14 protein-coding genes and 7 pseudogenes are annotated in these 15096 nt (G+C 68.8%); 6 read left to right on the top strand and 15 right to left on the bottom strand.

Annotated features, from left to right (window positions below; all coding sequences use genetic code 11):
* The first annotated feature begins 68 nt into the window (after positions 1 to 68).
* Positions 69 to 848, top strand: a complete 780-nt coding sequence (locus D2L64_RS22620; protein ID WP_119579216.1) for a phosphodiesterase — start codon at positions 69 to 71, stop codon at positions 846 to 848.
* A 129-nt stretch (positions 849 to 977) separates the two neighbouring features.
* Here D2L64_RS22620 and D2L64_RS22615 read toward each other — a convergent pair whose 3' ends face one another.
* From D2L64_RS22615 to D2L64_RS22585, 7 genes and pseudogenes are all read right to left on the bottom strand, one after another.
* Complete coding sequence (locus tag D2L64_RS22615) at positions 978 to 1310, bottom strand: hypothetical protein (protein WP_119579215.1); 333 nt, start codon at positions 1308 to 1310, stop codon at positions 978 to 980.
* A 148-nt stretch (positions 1311 to 1458) separates the two neighbouring features.
* Complete coding sequence (locus tag D2L64_RS22610) at positions 1459 to 2079, bottom strand: TetR/AcrR family transcriptional regulator (protein ID WP_199714720.1); 621 nt, start codon at positions 2077 to 2079, stop codon at positions 1459 to 1461.
* A gap of 53 nt (positions 2080 to 2132) precedes the next feature.
* Entirely contained in the window at positions 2133 to 2465 is a 333-nt protein-coding gene (locus D2L64_RS22605; protein ID WP_119579214.1) for a nuclear transport factor 2 family protein, read from the bottom strand.
* 71 nt (positions 2466 to 2536) lie between these two features.
* Complete coding sequence (locus D2L64_RS22600; protein WP_119579213.1) at positions 2537 to 3436, bottom strand: SDR family oxidoreductase; 900 nt, start codon at positions 3434 to 3436, stop codon at positions 2537 to 2539.
* A 56-nt stretch (positions 3437 to 3492) separates the two neighbouring features.
* On the bottom strand, positions 3493 to 4233 hold the full coding sequence (locus D2L64_RS22595) for an SDR family oxidoreductase (RefSeq protein ID WP_119579212.1): 741 nt from the start codon (positions 4231 to 4233) through the stop codon (positions 3493 to 3495).
* A gap of 285 nt (positions 4234 to 4518) precedes the next feature.
* Positions 4519 to 4707 (bottom strand): annotated as a pseudogene (locus D2L64_RS28615) (transposase); the annotation flags it as partial.
* 39 nt (positions 4708 to 4746) lie between these two features.
* Positions 4747 to 5331 carry a TetR/AcrR family transcriptional regulator gene (locus D2L64_RS22585; RefSeq protein WP_119579211.1) on the bottom strand — a complete coding sequence of 195 codons (585 nt, stop codon included), beginning with the start codon at positions 5329 to 5331 and terminating at the stop codon, positions 4747 to 4749.
* 74 nt (positions 5332 to 5405) lie between these two features.
* On the opposite strand from D2L64_RS22585, the gene D2L64_RS22580 reads away from it, so the two are divergent.
* On the top strand, positions 5406 to 6206 hold the full coding sequence (locus D2L64_RS22580; protein WP_119579210.1) for an alpha/beta hydrolase family esterase: 801 nt from the start codon (positions 5406 to 5408) through the stop codon (positions 6204 to 6206).
* A gap of 113 nt (positions 6207 to 6319) precedes the next feature.
* Here D2L64_RS22580 and D2L64_RS22575 read toward each other — a convergent pair whose 3' ends face one another.
* From D2L64_RS22575 to D2L64_RS22545, 6 genes and pseudogenes are all read right to left on the bottom strand, one after another.
* A complete protein-coding gene (locus D2L64_RS22575) occupies positions 6320 to 6634 on the bottom strand; it encodes a dihydrofolate reductase family protein (RefSeq protein ID WP_147376290.1) in 315 nt (104 codons plus the stop codon).
* Between the two features lie 161 nt (positions 6635 to 6795).
* A pseudogene (locus D2L64_RS27360) lies at positions 6796 to 6921 on the bottom strand (GTP 3',8-cyclase MoaA); the annotation flags it as partial.
* 363 nt (positions 6922 to 7284) lie between these two features.
* A pseudogene (locus D2L64_RS28425) lies at positions 7285 to 7854 on the bottom strand (GtrA family protein); the annotation flags it as partial.
* A 23-nt stretch (positions 7855 to 7877) separates the two neighbouring features.
* Positions 7878 to 8630 carry a glucose 1-dehydrogenase gene (locus D2L64_RS22565; protein WP_119579207.1) on the bottom strand — a complete coding sequence of 251 codons (753 nt, stop codon included), beginning with the start codon at positions 8628 to 8630 and terminating at the stop codon, positions 7878 to 7880.
* Between the two features lie 313 nt (positions 8631 to 8943).
* A pseudogene (locus D2L64_RS28420) lies at positions 8944 to 9360 on the bottom strand (hypothetical protein).
* A gap of 354 nt (positions 9361 to 9714) precedes the next feature.
* Positions 9715 to 10914, bottom strand: coding sequence for a helix-turn-helix domain-containing protein (locus D2L64_RS22545; protein ID WP_199714718.1), 1200 nt, complete (start codon positions 10912 to 10914; stop codon positions 9715 to 9717).
* 194 nt (positions 10915 to 11108) lie between these two features.
* Here D2L64_RS22545 and D2L64_RS22540 point away from each other — a divergent pair.
* From D2L64_RS22540 to D2L64_RS22530, 3 pseudogenes are all read left to right on the top strand, one after another.
* Positions 11109 to 11489, top strand: a pseudogene (locus D2L64_RS22540) (replication initiator); the annotation flags it as partial.
* Positions 11486 to 11611: pseudogene (locus tag D2L64_RS28045) on the top strand (excisionase family DNA-binding protein); the annotation flags it as partial. The pseudogenes D2L64_RS22540 and D2L64_RS28045, both read left to right, overlap by 4 nt.
* Positions 11566 to 12406 (top strand): annotated as a pseudogene (locus D2L64_RS22530) (tyrosine-type recombinase/integrase); the annotation flags it as partial. The pseudogenes D2L64_RS28045 and D2L64_RS22530, both read left to right, overlap by 46 nt.
* A 245-nt stretch (positions 12407 to 12651) precedes the next feature.
* Here the strand turns inward: D2L64_RS22530 and D2L64_RS22525 are convergent.
* Positions 12652 to 12888 carry a hypothetical protein gene (locus D2L64_RS22525; RefSeq protein ID WP_119579203.1) on the bottom strand — a complete coding sequence of 79 codons (237 nt, stop codon included), beginning with the start codon at positions 12886 to 12888 and terminating at the stop codon, positions 12652 to 12654.
* A gap of 527 nt (positions 12889 to 13415) precedes the next feature.
* Between D2L64_RS22525 and D2L64_RS28555 the strand changes: the two genes are divergently transcribed.
* Entirely contained in the window at positions 13416 to 13661 is a 246-nt protein-coding gene (locus D2L64_RS28555) for a helix-turn-helix domain-containing protein (RefSeq protein ID WP_158603531.1), read from the top strand.
* Here the strand turns inward: D2L64_RS28555 and D2L64_RS22515 are convergent.
* A complete protein-coding gene (locus D2L64_RS22515; RefSeq protein ID WP_233559094.1) occupies positions 13654 to 14907 on the bottom strand; it encodes a tetratricopeptide repeat protein in 1254 nt (417 codons plus the stop codon). The genes D2L64_RS28555 and D2L64_RS22515 overlap by 8 nt on opposite strands.
* Positions 14908 to 15096: the final 189 nt, after the last annotated feature.

The following is a 15096-nucleotide window of genomic DNA, read 5'->3' as shown; positions in this document are numbered from 1 at the left end:
CACGGCCTGTGGGCAACGCGCGGGGCGCCACGACGATAGCGTGGGGTTTCCGGTCGAGTGGAGGTCCGATGCTCATCGCCCAGCTCAGCGATCCGCACCTGACCACCGGCGTGCTCGGCGCCGAGTCGGCGACCGGGCTGCACCGCGCGCTCGGCCGGGTGCTGGCGCTGAACCCCCGGCCCGACTGCGTCGTGATCACCGGAGACCTGGCCGACCACGGCCGACCCGACGAGTACGCCGTGCTGCGCGAGGTGGTGGGCCGGTTCCCGCTGCCGCTGCACCTGGCCACCGGCAACCACGACGACCGGGAGTCGTTGCTGGATCTCTTCGGCGGCACGCCCTGGCTGGGCGGCGGCTTCTCGGCGTACTACCAGGTCGACCATCCCGGGACGACCCTGGTGGTGCTGGACTCGCTCGTTCCCGGTTCGAGCGACGGACGGCTCGGTGCGGAGCAGCTCGGCTGGCTCGACGGCGTGCTCGCCGCCCGACCCGAGCTGCCGGCGGTCGTCTTCCTGCACCATCCGCCGGTCGAGGTCGGCATCCCGGCGGCCGACGAGGTCCGGCTCACCGACGGTGACGCGCTCGCCGAGGTGCTGCTGCGACACCCCCACGTGGTACGCGTCGGCGCAGGTCACCTGCACCGTCCGGTGACCACCGCCTTCGCCGGTACGGTGCTCACCGTCGCGCCGAGCACCTGGCGGCAGTCGACGTTGACCATGGACGGCGACGAGCAGATCGGCTGGGTCGCCGAGCCGACCGCGCTGCTGCTGCACCGGGTGAGTGCCACCGGCTGCGTCACGCACACCGTGCAGGTCAGCCACACCGCCGGCATGACCTGTGGCTACTGACCGGCCGAGGAGTCCGCATGACGAGAAGGCTCAAGAAGGGCAAGGGCTACACCAACTGCTGACCGTCGCCGGTGCCGGTCGCCCACCGCGGCCGGCACCGGGCCGACCGGTGTGGCTCGTCGGGTCGGCTCAGCCCTCGATCGGCGGGCGGTCGATGTTCAGGTGGAAGGCGCGTTCCTCGGCCTCCTGCCGAGCCGCGACGAAGTCACGCTGCCAGTCCTCGGCGTCGTCCGGGATGCGCGCGACCACGTGCTCACCGCGTATCCGGCCGTCCGCGTCGGTCAGCGCGACCCCGACGACGGTGTGCCCGCGCCCCGGGATGGCGTAGTGACGTACCGCCCAGCGGGCGGACATCTGCAGGGCATGGCGTCGGCGTCGCGCACCAGCCGTGACGACGATGGACACCAGTGCGACGGCGGTCAGCACGACGAGGAAGACGGCCAGAGGCGCGATGATCCGCACCCGGCCAAGGCTACCCCGCATCGCGTCCGTACGCCCGTCCAGCCCCTGATCACTGTGGCCCTGGTCGGGGTGGCCGGATTCGAACCGACGACCTCTTCTTACACGCGCGCGTCGCCTCCCGCGCGACCGGGCTGCCGTCATCACCGCACTACTTCGGGCGGACTCCGTCCAGCAGGTTGTTCACGAGCGCGACGATGAAGGCGTCGGTGACAGGTTCGTCGGGGATGAGTAGTCGGTGGTAGACGGCGCCCCAGAGCTGGTCAACGAGGACCTGCACGTCGATGTCGGTGCGGATCTGGCCGAGTTCCTGAGCCCGGTGGAGGCGTTCTGCCGCCAGCCGGCGCCGGTGCGATGAGTACAGCTTCCGATAGGCGGTGGCCAGGTCCTGGTCTGTCTGTGACTCGCCGATCAGCTCGGCCAGTACTCGCCCACCTGGGGTGTGGATCATGACGTGGGCGAAGGCGCGGAGCTGGGTGAGCAGGTCGGCGCGGACGTCTCCGGTGTCGGGGAAGTCGAGCGTTTCCCGGACGGCGTGGAAGTAGCCGTCGAGGGCGAGCGCTCCTTTGGAGGGCCACCATTTGTAGAGGGTGGTCTTGCTGACGCCCGACGCCTTGGCGACGCGTTCGAAGGTGAGGTCGGCGATGCCTTCGGTGAGCAGCAGGTCCCCGGCGGTGCGCAGGACGTCTGCTCGGACCTCGTCCGCGGGCCGCCGGCCCCGTCCTCGGCCGTTGCCTTCCTTGGCAGCGTGGCCGTTCACGTTGTTCGCCACGTGTAGCTCCTGCTCGGTTGCTGGGGTCGTGTCGGTGTGTCGTCGCGCCAGTGTCACGGTGTGATCCGAAGGCTCGCGATCAGCCCGTCGCGCAGGCGGAATGTCATGGGGCCTGTGCCGTTGTGGCCGTTGCCGGTCACCGTCAGGGTCGCTACATAGGTGTCGGGGGAAGGGCCGGGCTCGATCGCGTCTAGTTCGAAGTGTGCCTGGACGCCGATGTTGTCGGTGCGGTCCCAGGCGCGTACGTCATCGCGCCCGTGGTACTCGCGGCCCCAGTCGTTGAGGTCGGCGTCGTGGGTGAACGCGGCGGCGAATGCCTCGGCGTCTCCTTGGTTGGTTGCCTCGATGAACGTCTGGATGGCGGCCGGGGTTTCGATGGTGGTCATGGTGATCGCCTCGGTGGTGAGGGGAGCCGGGGCGGGAGGCTGCGTCCGTCTCCCGTCCCGGGCCCGGGGGTTCAGCGGTGGACGGTGAGCAGGTCGGCGAGGTCGATGCGGGTGAGGAATTCGCGGCGGATGCGGTCGGCGGTCTCGGAGACTTCCTCGGATCCGTCGTTGGCGGGGTCGATGTGAACGCGGTAGGGGCGTTCTCCGGTGGGCAGGGCGACGATGCGGGCGATCTCGTCGGAGACCAGCGACGCGGTCACGCCCTCGGGGGCGAGGGCGGCGAGCTTGGTCGCCACCTGGTCCATCAGGCCGGGGTACCTGGTCTGGTACGCGGCCTCGACGGTGGTGTCGTCGGGGCGGCCGGAGTGGGCGAAGTGGTTGGTGCCGCTGGTGAACGAGCCGGGAACGATGATCGAGGTCTCCACGCCCCAGCGGGCGAGTTCGCCGGCGTAGGACACCGCGAGGGAGTCCATGGCGGCCTTGGCGGCGAAGTAGGGGGCGAGGTAGGGCGGGGTGCCGCCTTTGACGCTGGTGCTGGACACCCAGAGCACCAGTCCTTGTCCGCGCCGGCGCATGCCCGGCAGCACGGCACGGTTGACGCGCTGGGTGGACAGCACGTTCACGTTGTACAGCTCGGCGAGCTGATCGGGGGTGAACGCCTCGGCCGGCCCGGTCACCATGTGTCCGGCGTTGTGGATCAGCACGTCGATGTGGCCGTGCTCGGCCTCGATCCGTGCGATGGCGGTGTCGACCGAGTCCTGGGAATTCACGTCTAGCTCGATGGAGCGCAGGTCGACGTGGTGCTCGTTGGCGTAGTCGGCGGCGGCCTGAACCTGGGCCGCGTTGCGGCCGGTGGTCTGGCGCATGCCGGCGTAGACGGTGTGGCCGGCGTCGGCCAGCGCGCGGGCGGTGAGCGCCCCGAAACCGCTGGAGGCGCCGGTGATGACGACGACGTTTCCGGTGGTGGACATGGACATGGTGTCCTTTCAACTGTGACGGCGGGGGGATTCTTGCGTGGGCGGCAGGGTCAGGCGAGGCCGCCGTTGGCGTAGATGACCTGTCCGTTGACCCAGCGCGCGGGGCCGGCGAGGAACGAGACGACCTCGGCGATGTCCTCGGGCCGGCCCAGCCGCTGCAGCGGGGTGGCCTGGGCGAACGTCGCGATGGTGGCGTCGTCCTTGCCGTTCAGGAACAGCGGTGTGGCGGTGGGGCCGGGCGCGACGGCGTTGACGGTGATGTCACGACCGCGCAGCTCACGGGCCAGGATGAGGGTCAGGCCCTCGACTGCGGCCTTGCTGGCGACGTAGGCGCCGTAGCCGGGAAGCTGGGCGCGGACCACAGAGGTGGAGAAGTTGACGATCGCGCCACCCGGGCGGACATTCCTCGCCGCCTGCTGGGAGACGACGAAGGTGCCGCGGATGTTCGTGCGGTGCATCCGGTCCAGATCGGCGAGGTCGAACGTCGCGATCGGCGCCAGGATCATGATGCCGGCGGTGTTCACGACCACGTCGACGCCGCCGAAGGCCGACTCGACCGCGTCGAACGCCGCGCTCATCGCGGTCTCGTCAGCCACATCGCTTGCCACTGCGACGGCCCGCCCGCCGGCCGCGGTGATCGCGGCCACGGTGTCCTCTGCCCTGGCCTGGTTTCCCGCGTACTGCACGGCGACCGCGAAACCGTCCTGGGCGAGCCGCTCGGCCACGACACGGCCGATGCCGCCCGAGCCTCCGGTGACCAGCGCGACGCGGTCTGTGGTGGGGGTGTTCATGGTGGTCTCCCTTCAACGACTTTATATGAACGCCACGTCCATATAAGCATGAAGTGAACGAGGCGTCCATATGTCGAGCAAGATTTTTCTGGTCACCGCGTACGCGCGGCGGCGCCGCTCGAACTCGCCCGCGCCACCTCCTGAGCGAGTGGGGTCATCCGCGCGGTTTCGATGGACACCGGTGGCCGTGCCGGGTCGCAGCCGTGCACTGGCTGACCAGCAGACGCGGGTTGGCCGAGGCGGGCCGGCGGCGAGATCCTCGGTAGCAGAATTCGGACCTCGTGCCCGGGCAGCCCGTGGACGACGACCAAGGCGCTGGCTGACTGGGTTGCTGAATCCGTAGGCGTCGCGGGCGATGGTCTTGATGACCCGGTTGGTTCCTTCGGAGCCGGCGTTGGTGATCCCTTTCCTGGACCAGGTCCTCGACGCGGTGCGGGTCGCCGAGTGCCAAGCGCCGTAGGTCGTCCGTTGACGGGTCGGCGAGGTCGGCCACCCGCTGCGCCTGGTGTTCGGTCATCCGCTGCAAGACCTGCTGCGATTCCCGTTACCGGCGTGCAGGCCGTCGAGCACCAGGTCGAGGTAGCGGCGGGTGAGTGTCGCTCTTTCGGCCGGCGTCGCGTGGACCGAGGCGGCGAAGACCACCCCGCACATCAGGCGTACCACGTCGGTGTGCTCGACGCCGGGACGGATCAGGCCCGCCGTGCGTACCCGGTCAAGCAGGTCGGCGGCCAAGGCTTCCAGGTGGCCTACGAGCTCGGCCGTCTTCGGCAACTCGTACCCGGCGGCGGCGAAGACCGGCTGCAGAGCGCCGTCGGTCAACTGCGCATTGATGCCAGCGGTCAGGAAACCGACGAACGCGAGCCACGCGTCGTCGTCACGCAGGGCCCTCTCGGCGTACGCGATCAGGTCCTCCAGGCTCGGGTGTGCCAGCGTCTCGAGCAGCGCCTCGGAAGTGGGGAAATGGCGGTAGACCGTGGCGACACCGACCGATGCCTCATGGGCGACATCGTTCAGCCGTAGCGGCCGCTGCTCGGACACGAAGGTGCGGCCGGTGTCGACGATGCGTTGCCAGTTGCGGGCGGCGTCCCTGCGAGTCATGGTGACCAGAGTAACTGGATAATCCATCCGCTTGCGGCTAGGCTGAAGTGAATACTTTATCCGAAAGGGTCGTCATGGACATCGAAGCCGCCGGCCGCGCCCGCACCTATACCCTTATCGAGCCGGCGGGCGGTCACGACCGCCTCCTGCTGGTCTTTCACGGCTCCAGGCAGAACGCAGCCCAGTTTCGCGCCTTCACCGGTCAGGCGTTCGACGCGATCCCCGGCACGGCCGTCGCCTACCTCGACGGCTACCGAGGCAACTGGAACGACGCCCGCACGGCCAGCCGCTTCCCGGCCCGCCGGGCCGACGTCGACGACGTGGCGTTCGCCGAGGCGGTGGTGAAGCAGCACGCGGGCGGGCGGAAGGTCTACGCGGCCGGCTACTCCAACGGTGGCGGCATGGTGATCCGGCTGCTGCACGAACACCCCGACCTCCTCGCCGGCGCGACGATCATCGCGGCCCAGCAACCGGCGCCCGCCAACTTCCTCGTGCCCGACCTGCCCGTCGTACCGAAGCCGGTTCTTCTGCTGCACGGCACAGCCGACCGGATCGTGCCGTACGCGGGCGGCGAGATGGCGGCCTGGGCCCGCTTCGCCTTCCGGGTCGGCGGAGAGACGCTGTCCACGCCGGATACCGCCGCCTACTTCGCGCAGCGTAACGGCATCACGGTGCCGCCCATGACCGAGGAACTCTCCGGCGGGATCAGCCGCACCGACCACCGCCAGGACGGGCATGCCCCCGTCCGGCTCTACACCGTGCGCGGCGACGGCCACACCATCCCGGGACCGCACCCGGCCCCCCGGCTGATCGGTCGCACCACCCACCACCTCCACACCACCGACGCGATGGCCGAGTTTTTCCGCTGGAACTGATTGCCTCGAAGCCCTCCTGCCCGAAGGAACGCGCCTGGTCATCGAGGTTCCGGTGAGTCAGCGCGCCGGGTAGCGCATGGCCACCGCGCCGTCGCGCAGTGGCTTTGCCGAGATCAGCCAAGCCGGCACCTGCCGCCGGGCAGCCTGTCCTGATACAGCGTCGGGCCGTGGCCGGCGATGCTCGGCTGGACGAACAGCCGGTACTCGTCGATCAGGTCCAGCCGGTCGAGCGGGGTCGCAAGCTTGCCGCTACCAAGGAGGACTCCGGCCGGGGTCGCGTCCTTGAGCTCTCGCACGCCCTCGTGCAGATCACCGGCGATGTGGTGGCTGTTGGCCCACGGAAGTCCGTGCGCGTCGACGACACCACGTACTTGGGTTTGGCCTTTCGCCTGACCGTCCAAGCACCGCATGACCAGCGGTGCTTGCACGTCACCGGAGGCGACGCTCGCGGGCGTCGCCCAGCTCGCCGCCCACGACCAGGGCGGGTCCTGTACTCACACCCCATGAAAGCCGCCGGAAGATGGCGGAACCCGGACTCCCGGCCAGTCGGGACCGCTTCTCACGCTCGGTCGGCCCGGGCGTCGACATGACCGGGTACGAGCCAGGTCTCGGCCGGCGCTGTTCCTCGCGCGACCGGGTCGGGCCGCAGGGAGGCCAGAATCTCGTCGGCGGTGACCATGGTGTGCCGGTCCCACCGGTGCTGGGCGTCCCGTGGCTGATCGGCATTGATGGGGAGTCGCACCTTCCCGCCCGCCGAACGGGACCGCTCTTCACGAAGCGGCACGATTCCCAGGTGGTGAAGGGGCTGATCGGACGTCACCGACTTCGCCGACCCGCTGAGCGGGTTCCGGCGGCGGCCGTTCGGCGCATGGCTCATGTCGCGGCCGACCAGGAAAAACTGTGGTGGTTGGATGGGTGAAGTTGAGACCAGGTGAGCGAGGCGAGGCACCGGGGCGGCGGGATCCTGTGCCTCGCGACGCACCGAGGCAGTGCGGGCCGGCGCCGTCGAGGTCGTCCGCGCCCGAGCCGGTTGCCCCGGACCGGGGCGGTGGGCGGATCCGGCCGGGAACACCCACGACCGCAGCAATCCGAAACGCATCACTCCGACCAACCCGTTGACCGCTGCGATCAGCAGTGCCCGCGCCCACCAGGCCTCGCTGACCACGCCGTCCAGCAACGCCAGTGCGGCGCTGGTGGCGGCCAGCGCCACGATCGACAGTCCACCGCCCTCCCACTGCGCGGTCGCCCAACTCACCCGGCCGCGAGCCTGGAAGGTCACCCGCCGGTGCATCTCGTTGGCCAGCATCGAGGAGAACACCACCCCGGCCAGGTTCGCGACCTGATCGCCCAGGCCGAAGAACATGAGGAAGACACCGAACTGTACGGCGGACGTGACGGCACCGGTGGCAACGAACCGCACGAACTGTGCGGTAACCGTTTGCTCCACGGACGTCAGTTTCTGACTGCCATGGCGGACGGATAGGTCGTCTCGGTGCGGTTCCTGGGAGGTCTGCCAGCTGCGACGGGCTTCTTCGGGGCGTGCAAGGGTGAATAGAGGAACGTGTCGTCGCGCGCCGGTGACGTACTCCTGTTTGATCTCCGCAACGGCAACCTCGCCCGTGCGGCGGTTGCGGACCGGCACGATCATCTCCACGCCGGTGGTGGAGGATGTCACTGAGGCGCTCCCCCAGCGACCACGAGCGTATGCCCGCTGACCCACGCGGCCAGGTTGCCGGCCAGGTACTCTGCGGCGTCGGCCACGTCGTCCGGCGTGCCAGGGCGTCCGCCCAGCGGCCGCTCGGCGTTCATCTGGTGAAACTGATCGCCGGGCGTCACTTCGCTGAACACGCCGGCGCCACCGATCGCACACGGCAGGATCGTGTTGACGGTGATGTCGCGGGAACCCAGTTCCAGCGCCAGGATGCCGGTCAACTGCTCGGCGGCGCTCTTGCTGGAGGCGTACAGGCCCATGCCCGGGTACGGGCTGACCGTGGTGGTGGACCCGATGTTGATCAGACGCCCGCCGTCGTGCAGCCGGGCCGCCGCCTTCTGCAACGTGAAGAAGGCGCCTTTGGCATTGATGGCGAACAGGCGGTCGAACTGCTCCTCGGTGACCTCGGAAATCGGCTGCAAAATGATCTCTACACCGGCGTTCGCGACGACGATGTCGAGCCGGCCGAACGTGTCGATGGCGGCCTGGAAGAGATTGTCGAGGTCCGGCAGCGACGACACGTCCGCGCGTACCGCGATCGCCCGGCCGCCGGCCTCCTCGATCTCCGTTACGGTCTGCGCGGCGTTCTGCCGGTCGGTGGCGTAGTTGACGACGACATTCGCGCCCAAGGCCGCATAACGCTGTGCGATGGCCTTGCCGATGCCCCGGGAAGAACCGGTGACGACAGCAACCTTTCCCGTCAAATCAGTCATTACGCTTTCCTTCCGGAAGTTCGTGTGAGATCAGGCTGCCGGAGGTTCGCGGGCGCTTCCAGGGCCTGCCGGTCCGAGGGTGGCCGGTCCCGGTCAGCCCATGGCCAACCCCACACGCTGACGCCCGTCGGCGTCACGGCTGGGCCGGGTCGGTGTGGAACATGGTGTTTCAGGGAGTCGCCGACGCTGCGCCGGCACACTTCCCCAGCCTGTCGCACACCGTCATCCCGACCACGCCGTTGGTCCGGGAGAAGCCGTTCCGCTACGTCGACGCAGCGGCGCCTACCGGTCTTTGTACCGGCGCTGTGACTGGTCACCGCACACCACTCAGAAACCGGGCCACGCTCGCGCGGGCCTGCCGACTGGTCGCCCACTCCACCTGCCAACACGGGTACGGCACCAGCAGCGCCCACCACACCCGGCAACCCGCACACATGCCGTGGAGCCCACGGACGTGCACCGCGAGGATGGTCCGTTCCGGCCCGCCGGTCACTGCTCACCCTCCTGCGGCCAGTGCCCGCGATTGATCGGAATCCGGTGCCGGGCACGGCAGGGCAGATCGGACCCACACCGACAGGTCCACCGCCACCGCCGCCAACACCACACCGGCCGATGCCGCCGCGCAAACGTCAACGCGGTAGCCGACAGGTACTCGTCGTAGGAGACGCGCCGGCCGCTCAGAGATGACCGCCCAGACGAGTTGGCCACGCGTCGGGTCACCGGAGGGCATCCGATCGGCGTGGGCTGAGCTGAGCTGCCGATTCGTGGTGGCCCTGGCACCGCCGCAGTTGCCTCGCGTGGTCGAGTAGCCGCTGTTGCGCCGCCGCCCGCTCAACGTCCTGGTACCGCTGCCCGGTCCCGGGCGGTGGCGGCGGTTGAGGCCGCCGAAACAGCCACCGCACCAACGCGCACAGCTCAGACCAGATCACCACACTCGCCCCCTCGATTGAGCAACAGGGGGCGGCGACGAGACTCCGTCCGGCTCTATCGGGTGTCACGCAGGCACAGGCTCGCCGCCGCCAGTGACAGGAACGCTACGAGTGGTCATCGGCTGTGGCAGGGAGAGTTTGTACCTGAGGGAGGGTTACCCGATCATGCCGATGGCGAGGGCCAACTCTCGGGCGTCCTCACCGACCGTGCCCGGCCGGTTCGACAGTTCCAGGGCGACAGTGCGGGCGTACGGGTTGTGTCGCACCGTGTCGACGCTCTCCCGCAGCGCCCGACCGAGCAGGTGCACCGCCGCGACCTCCCCACGGTCCAGCATGTGCGCCCGAGCGGCATCGATGAGCGCGGCAGCCCGCCGGGTCTGCGAGGGCAACGCCCGATAGTCGGTGGCGTCGGCCCGCCGCACCGCCTCACCCGTGCGGCACAGGTCCGTCTCGATAGTGACCGCATACGCCGTACACGCCGCCGATCCGAACATCAACCACGGATGGACGTACCCACCGCCGAGTCGGCTCGCGGCCGATTCGGCGGCATCCCACGCCCGCCACGCCCGACCGGCCCGGCCAGCCTTGCTGTGGCCCAGCGCGATACCGAGCTGCACCTGACCCCATCGCGCCAACTGCTCACCACCCGCCGCCGGGTCGACCAGATCCGCAGCCTCGGCCAGCACCTGCTCGGCGGCGTCGACCTGGTTCGCGCCCCGATAGACGTGCGCGTAGTACCAGGCAGCCACCGCCATCGCCGCCGGGTCGTCGGCGTCCCGGGCCGCCGACATCGCCCGGTCGGCGGCGAGCCAGACCAACTCCGGCAACGGCTGGTGTGCCAGGTACAACTGCACCAGGTGATACACCCGCGCCAACTCCGCCAACGCCAGCCGACGGTCCCCGCCATCGAGCATCCGAGCGCTCCGCTGCGCATACGTCAGCAACCCCGGAAGCACCGCTGCCACCGCCGTCCGCTCAGTCGTCGACCGATGCCACAACGCCCAGGCCTGATCCACCAGATCGCGCATCACGACAACCGGCGTAACTGCGCCCCCCGGCACCGACGCCCGCTGCATCACCGCCGCCACCCTGCCGACCTCGGAATGCCCCGCCCTGGTCACCGACGCCACCGGCAACGACTGATCGCCAGTCAGATCCGCAAGATCCGAGATGTCGAGTACCTCGGCCAGCCGCAGCAACATGGGCAGACGGGGCGGCAGTAGCCGGCCGTTCTCCAACGCCTTGACCCACTCCGCGCTACGCCCCACCAGCCCGCCGAGAACCGGTCGGGTCTTCCCCGCACGCTCGCGATACATCCGAAGGCGCGCACCGAAGGTCGCGGAATCGCTCATCATCATCTCCCAGGTAGCGGTCTGGGCAGCGGACCACCAGCCACTACCCGGCAGACCACCACAGTCGACGGTACTCCCGCCCATCGTCTCGACGCGGCCCACCACGACAGCTAATGCCGCAACCGCCAGGCGAGTGCTTCCGACCTTCGCCACAAACCGACCAAGGGCCCCCGAGACGGTCCGTGCACGTCTCTGACGTCACCCGGTCAGCCGGAAAGACAGAAGACCGTCAAGGCGACCTTGACACCACACCCAACGTTTACGCCGGGCTGCGCCGCTGGGCGCACATGCTCGGCTACGGCGGTCACTTCCTCACCAAGGCCCGCCGCTACTCGGTCACCTTCGGCCTGCTCCGCGACACCCGCGCCGCCTACCGCCGCACCGAGCACACCAGCACCAACGGCAGCCACGACACCGCCGGCCCGGTCACCGTCGGCACGCTGGCCTTCGTCGGCTCCGGCTGGCTGACCGACGGGGACGCCCTGCTCGCCAACACCGCCGCCACCAAACGCCGGGAACGCCAACGCGTCGGCCGGGAAGAACTCGCCCACGAGGCGTGGTCGGGGGTGGCGGCATGACCCGACCCCTCACCCCGCGCTGGTACTCGCCCGCCGAGGTCGCCGTGCTGCTCGGCTTCGGCCTGTCCAAGGTCAAGATGAAGATCGCCACCGGGAGTACGTCTACGGCCAGACCCGGGAGGCCGTCCACGACAAGTGGATCAAGCTGCACCAGCAGGCCAAGGCCGGATCGGTCGCCACTCGGGTCCCGACCCTCGGCGACTACCTGACCTACTGGCACCGGGAGGTCGTGCGCCCCAACCTCGCGCCGCTGACCTGCCGCCGCCCTGGTCAAGCTCCCACCGGTCCGCCGCCGTCGGGGCCGGGCGTGGCCCAGTGACGAGGCGCGTCGGTTCCTGGAGTCCGCGCGGGCCGACCGCGACCCGTTGTACGCCGCGTACGTGCTGATCCTGGTGCTCGGCCTGCGCAAGGGTGAGGTGCTCGGCCTCACCGGGGACGCCGTGGACCTGGCGGCGGGGGAGTTGTCGATCGGCTGGCAGTTGCAGCGGGTCGGCGGCCAACTGCTGCACCGGGAGACCAAGACGCAGACCTCGGACGCCACGCTCCCGCTGCCGGACATCTGCGCGGCGGCACTCGACCTCCGCCAGCAGGCGAGGAAGGCCGACCGCGATGAGGCGGGCATCGCCTGGCAGGGCTCGCCACTGCTGTTCACCACCCGCTACGGGGCCCCCATCGAGCCGCGCAACTTCAACCGGTCCTGGGACGCCCGCTGCGCCCGCGCCGGGGTCTGGAAGATCACCGTGCACGATGCCCGGCGTACCTGCGCGGCCCTGCTCGTCGACCTGGACGTGCACCCGCGCGTCATCATGCAGGTGCTCCGGCACGCCGAGGTGTCGGTGACGATGGAGATCTATTCGCAGGCGTCCTCGGACGCCACCCGCGACGCGCTCAAGCGCCTGGGCGAGCGTCTGCACTGACCGCTGCTGTACTCCACTGCTGTACGAAGCAGTAGAGGGCACACCCGTCGATAGGGTGTGCCCTCTTACCTGGTCGGGGTGGCCGGATTCGAACCGACGACCTCTTCGTCCCGAAGGAACCTTCGGTTCTCGGTAGCCTGCCTGGCCGTCCTCCGGTAGCTGCTGCAACAGTGCGCTCAAGTTCCTGGACGTGCGGGCTCGTACGTCCCCGTTGTCACCCAGTTGGTCACCACACTGTCGATGGGTCAGGAGCCCCCCGGACGAGACTGGGTGCGCTTCTCCAGCAGGTAGGCAACGTTGTCCGACTCGTCGGGCTGCACGCTGATGACGCGCCACCCGTCGGCGGCGGCCCTGTTGAGGTGGAGAGTGTCGTAGTTCTCGGCTTCCCACTCCTCCTGGCCACCATTGGGGTGGATGAAGGCTGCCGGTCGTCCGTCCCGGGAGTAAGTGAAGAGTTGCGCGTAGGCGAATCTGTCGTTCATCGCCCGATCCTATCTGGAGCGTGGGCCGTCAACCCCTGGGCTGACCTGCGGCTGCCGGCCTTCTAGCCATCCCGTCGGCCTTCGTCCGCATACCGTGGATCAGGTGGGGCCTGCCCGGGCAAGGTGGAGCACACCACCGTCTGAACGACCTTGACCGGGCAGGCCCCACCTGATCGGCTTCGCCCGGACGGAGGTTGTCGGGTGGCGTCACCATCCCGGAGTGCCCGAGGACCCCGCCGGAGGCACTGCACTTGTGACTTTCCGCCATGAAGCCCCGGATCTGCCATCGACCATGGCGGCCCGGGGCTTCTTCGTATGTCGCGCCGCCGACGGGCTGGCAACCGCGTGCCGGCGGCCGAAGGCCAGAGGCAACGCGGCGGGCCGGCAGGCCCGGCCCAGGTTCGGCGGCGCGCGCGGCCTGCGAAGCGGGCCGCCTTGAACCCGTATAGAAAGTTCTCACCAACTCTGGCGGCATCCGGCCCAACAGCCGACGCAGCAGATGCGCTAACCGGTTAGCGTGTGAAACTGTGACCGTGACGGTGAGGCCGGACCAAGAAGCGGAGTGGTGGACGACATCCGACGTGGCGGCGTACCTAGGTGTGAAGGTGTCGACGGTTTCAAACTATCGCAAGCGCGGGCAGATGCCAGAGCCGGATATGACCATAGGTCGCACACACATGTGGCGGCCGGATCGGGTCAGGGCATGGCACAAGTCGAGACCACGCCCAGGTGTAGGCGGTCGACCGTCCCCAGGGGGCCTGGAACCTAGCTGACGGAGCGTGCGAGCGCGCGAACCTCGTCCAGATAGGCCGAGACCTCTGGTTGCCGCTGGTGCTTCCGGGCAAGGAGTCCGGTCAACTCTTGCGAGCACATCAGCAAGGACGGTAGCGACTGGCGATCGCCTTCGAGAGCCCGCCGACCGTACGCAACTGCCGCTTCGACATCGCCGGAGCGAGCGGCCACGACTCCGAGCGTGATGCGGGCCTCGGCGTTGCGCATGGGCTTCCGCTCGATCCCGTTGGGCTCGGTCGAAGACTTGATGACCTCTCGCGCGTACATGCGGGCTAGGCGGTCCTCGCCTGCGATCCGGTAGCAGTCCATCGCGTAGAAGTCGAACTTGGCAGGGTCAACAACGAAGTGGTGATCGGTGTCTTCCGGGTACGGCAGGGCTTCCAGCATCCGCCGTCCTCGGTCAAGGGTCGCCTCTACCTGTCGTCGGTCCCCGAGTCGCGCCCAAGCCTTCGCTTGTTGGGCTGCGAGCTGGACCGCTGCGCTCTGGTTTACGGCTGCGGCTTCACCGGCTTCGGCAGCGGCGATGACTCCCCGATAGTCACCCTGGGTCAGGGCGTACCAGGCGCGCATTTCGTATGCCCAACCGACAACAGCCGCGTTGCCGCCTTCCTCCCCGAGCGACAGCGCCGCCCGGCGCGTTGCCTCTGCCGCCCGTCGGTTACCCATGTCGTACTCGACGCATCCGACAAGAAGCGCCACCCAACCAGCGAGAGTCAGAATTTCTCGATGCTGTGCAAGAGTGAGCCTTCTGTCCATGAGTGCGGTAATTCGGCGGAGCCACGCACGTCCCTCAGCATGAAGCTCCGCTGACGGCATGTAGGGATACTCGCAGCAGAGCCGGTCGGCTGTGATGCGCAGAGCCTCCAGCGTTGCTGGCGAGACATCCGACGCACGCACACGGGCAAGAATTTCGAGCGTCTCCATGCCGGTCCCGGCCAAGAGCAGCCGGTCATTCTCCGGGGCACTCTGCGGCGGAAAGAATGCGGCGGTAACAGTTCCGAACGTCTTGGCGATCAAGCTTTTGTAGAAGTTGTCAGGCTCGGAACTGCCCGACTCCCATCGCTTCCAGTTGCGCAGTAGCGTGCTGTCGGCGGGAAGGGGCTCGTTCGAATGTGCGCGCAATGCCCGGACAGCATCGCCCTGCGACCAGCTCCGCGCAGTCCGTTCCGCGCGTAGCCTCGTCGCCCAAACCGGCCGCTCGTCGTTGCCGTGTTCGTCTCCGCCCATGACGCCAGTATTGCCCTCTGGGCCAGTGACATGACAGGGGACTTTGACCTGTCCCCGTGGTGACACCTGCCGTTGGCCGGCAATCAAGGTCATCGTTGGATGCGGGCGACCCGTAAGCCCACCCGCTCAACCCACCTTGGCTGATACCAACTCAGTTGGTACTCTGCTTGAAGAGAAGGCCCCAGCGAG

The organism is Micromonospora radicis (genome assembly GCF_003583405.1).
Classification (GTDB): domain Bacteria; phylum Actinomycetota; class Actinomycetes; order Mycobacteriales; family Micromonosporaceae; genus Micromonospora; species Micromonospora radicis.
The sequence above is the reverse complement of the archived record's forward strand: the minus strand, read 5'-3'. Positions and strand labels throughout refer to the sequence as shown.

Bases quoted from the DNA above. Each gene is read 5' to 3' on its own strand.
- D2L64_RS22620 (WP_119579216.1), top strand. From the start codon at position 69: ATGCTCATCGCCCAGCTCAGCGATCCGCACCTGACCACCGGCGTGCTC.
- D2L64_RS22605 (WP_119579214.1), bottom strand. From the start codon at position 2,465: ATGACCACCATCGAAACCCCGGCCGCCATCCAGACGTTCATCGAGGCA.
- D2L64_RS22600 (WP_119579213.1), bottom strand. From the start codon at position 3,436: ATGTCCACCACCGGAAACGTCGTCGTCATCACCGGCGCCTCCAGCGGT.
- D2L64_RS22595 (WP_119579212.1), bottom strand. From the start codon at position 4,233: ATGAACACCCCCACCACAGACCGCGTCGCGCTGGTCACCGGAGGCTCG.
- D2L64_RS22585 (WP_119579211.1), bottom strand. From the start codon at position 5,331: ATGACTCGCAGGGACGCCGCCCGCAACTGGCAACGCATCGTCGACACC.
- D2L64_RS22580 (WP_119579210.1), top strand. From the start codon at position 5,406: ATGGACATCGAAGCCGCCGGCCGCGCCCGCACCTATACCCTTATCGAG.
- D2L64_RS22565 (WP_119579207.1), bottom strand. From the start codon at position 8,630: ATGACTGATTTGACGGGAAAGGTTGCTGTCGTCACCGGTTCTTCCCGG.
- D2L64_RS22545 (WP_199714718.1), bottom strand. From the start codon at position 10,914: ATGATGAGCGATTCCGCGACCTTCGGTGCGCGCCTTCGGATGTATCGC.
- D2L64_RS22525 (WP_119579203.1), bottom strand. From the start codon at position 12,888: ATGAACGACAGATTCGCCTACGCGCAACTCTTCACTTACTCCCGGGAC.
- D2L64_RS22515 (WP_233559094.1), bottom strand. From the start codon at position 14,907: ATGGGCGGAGACGAACACGGCAACGACGAGCGGCCGGTTTGGGCGACG.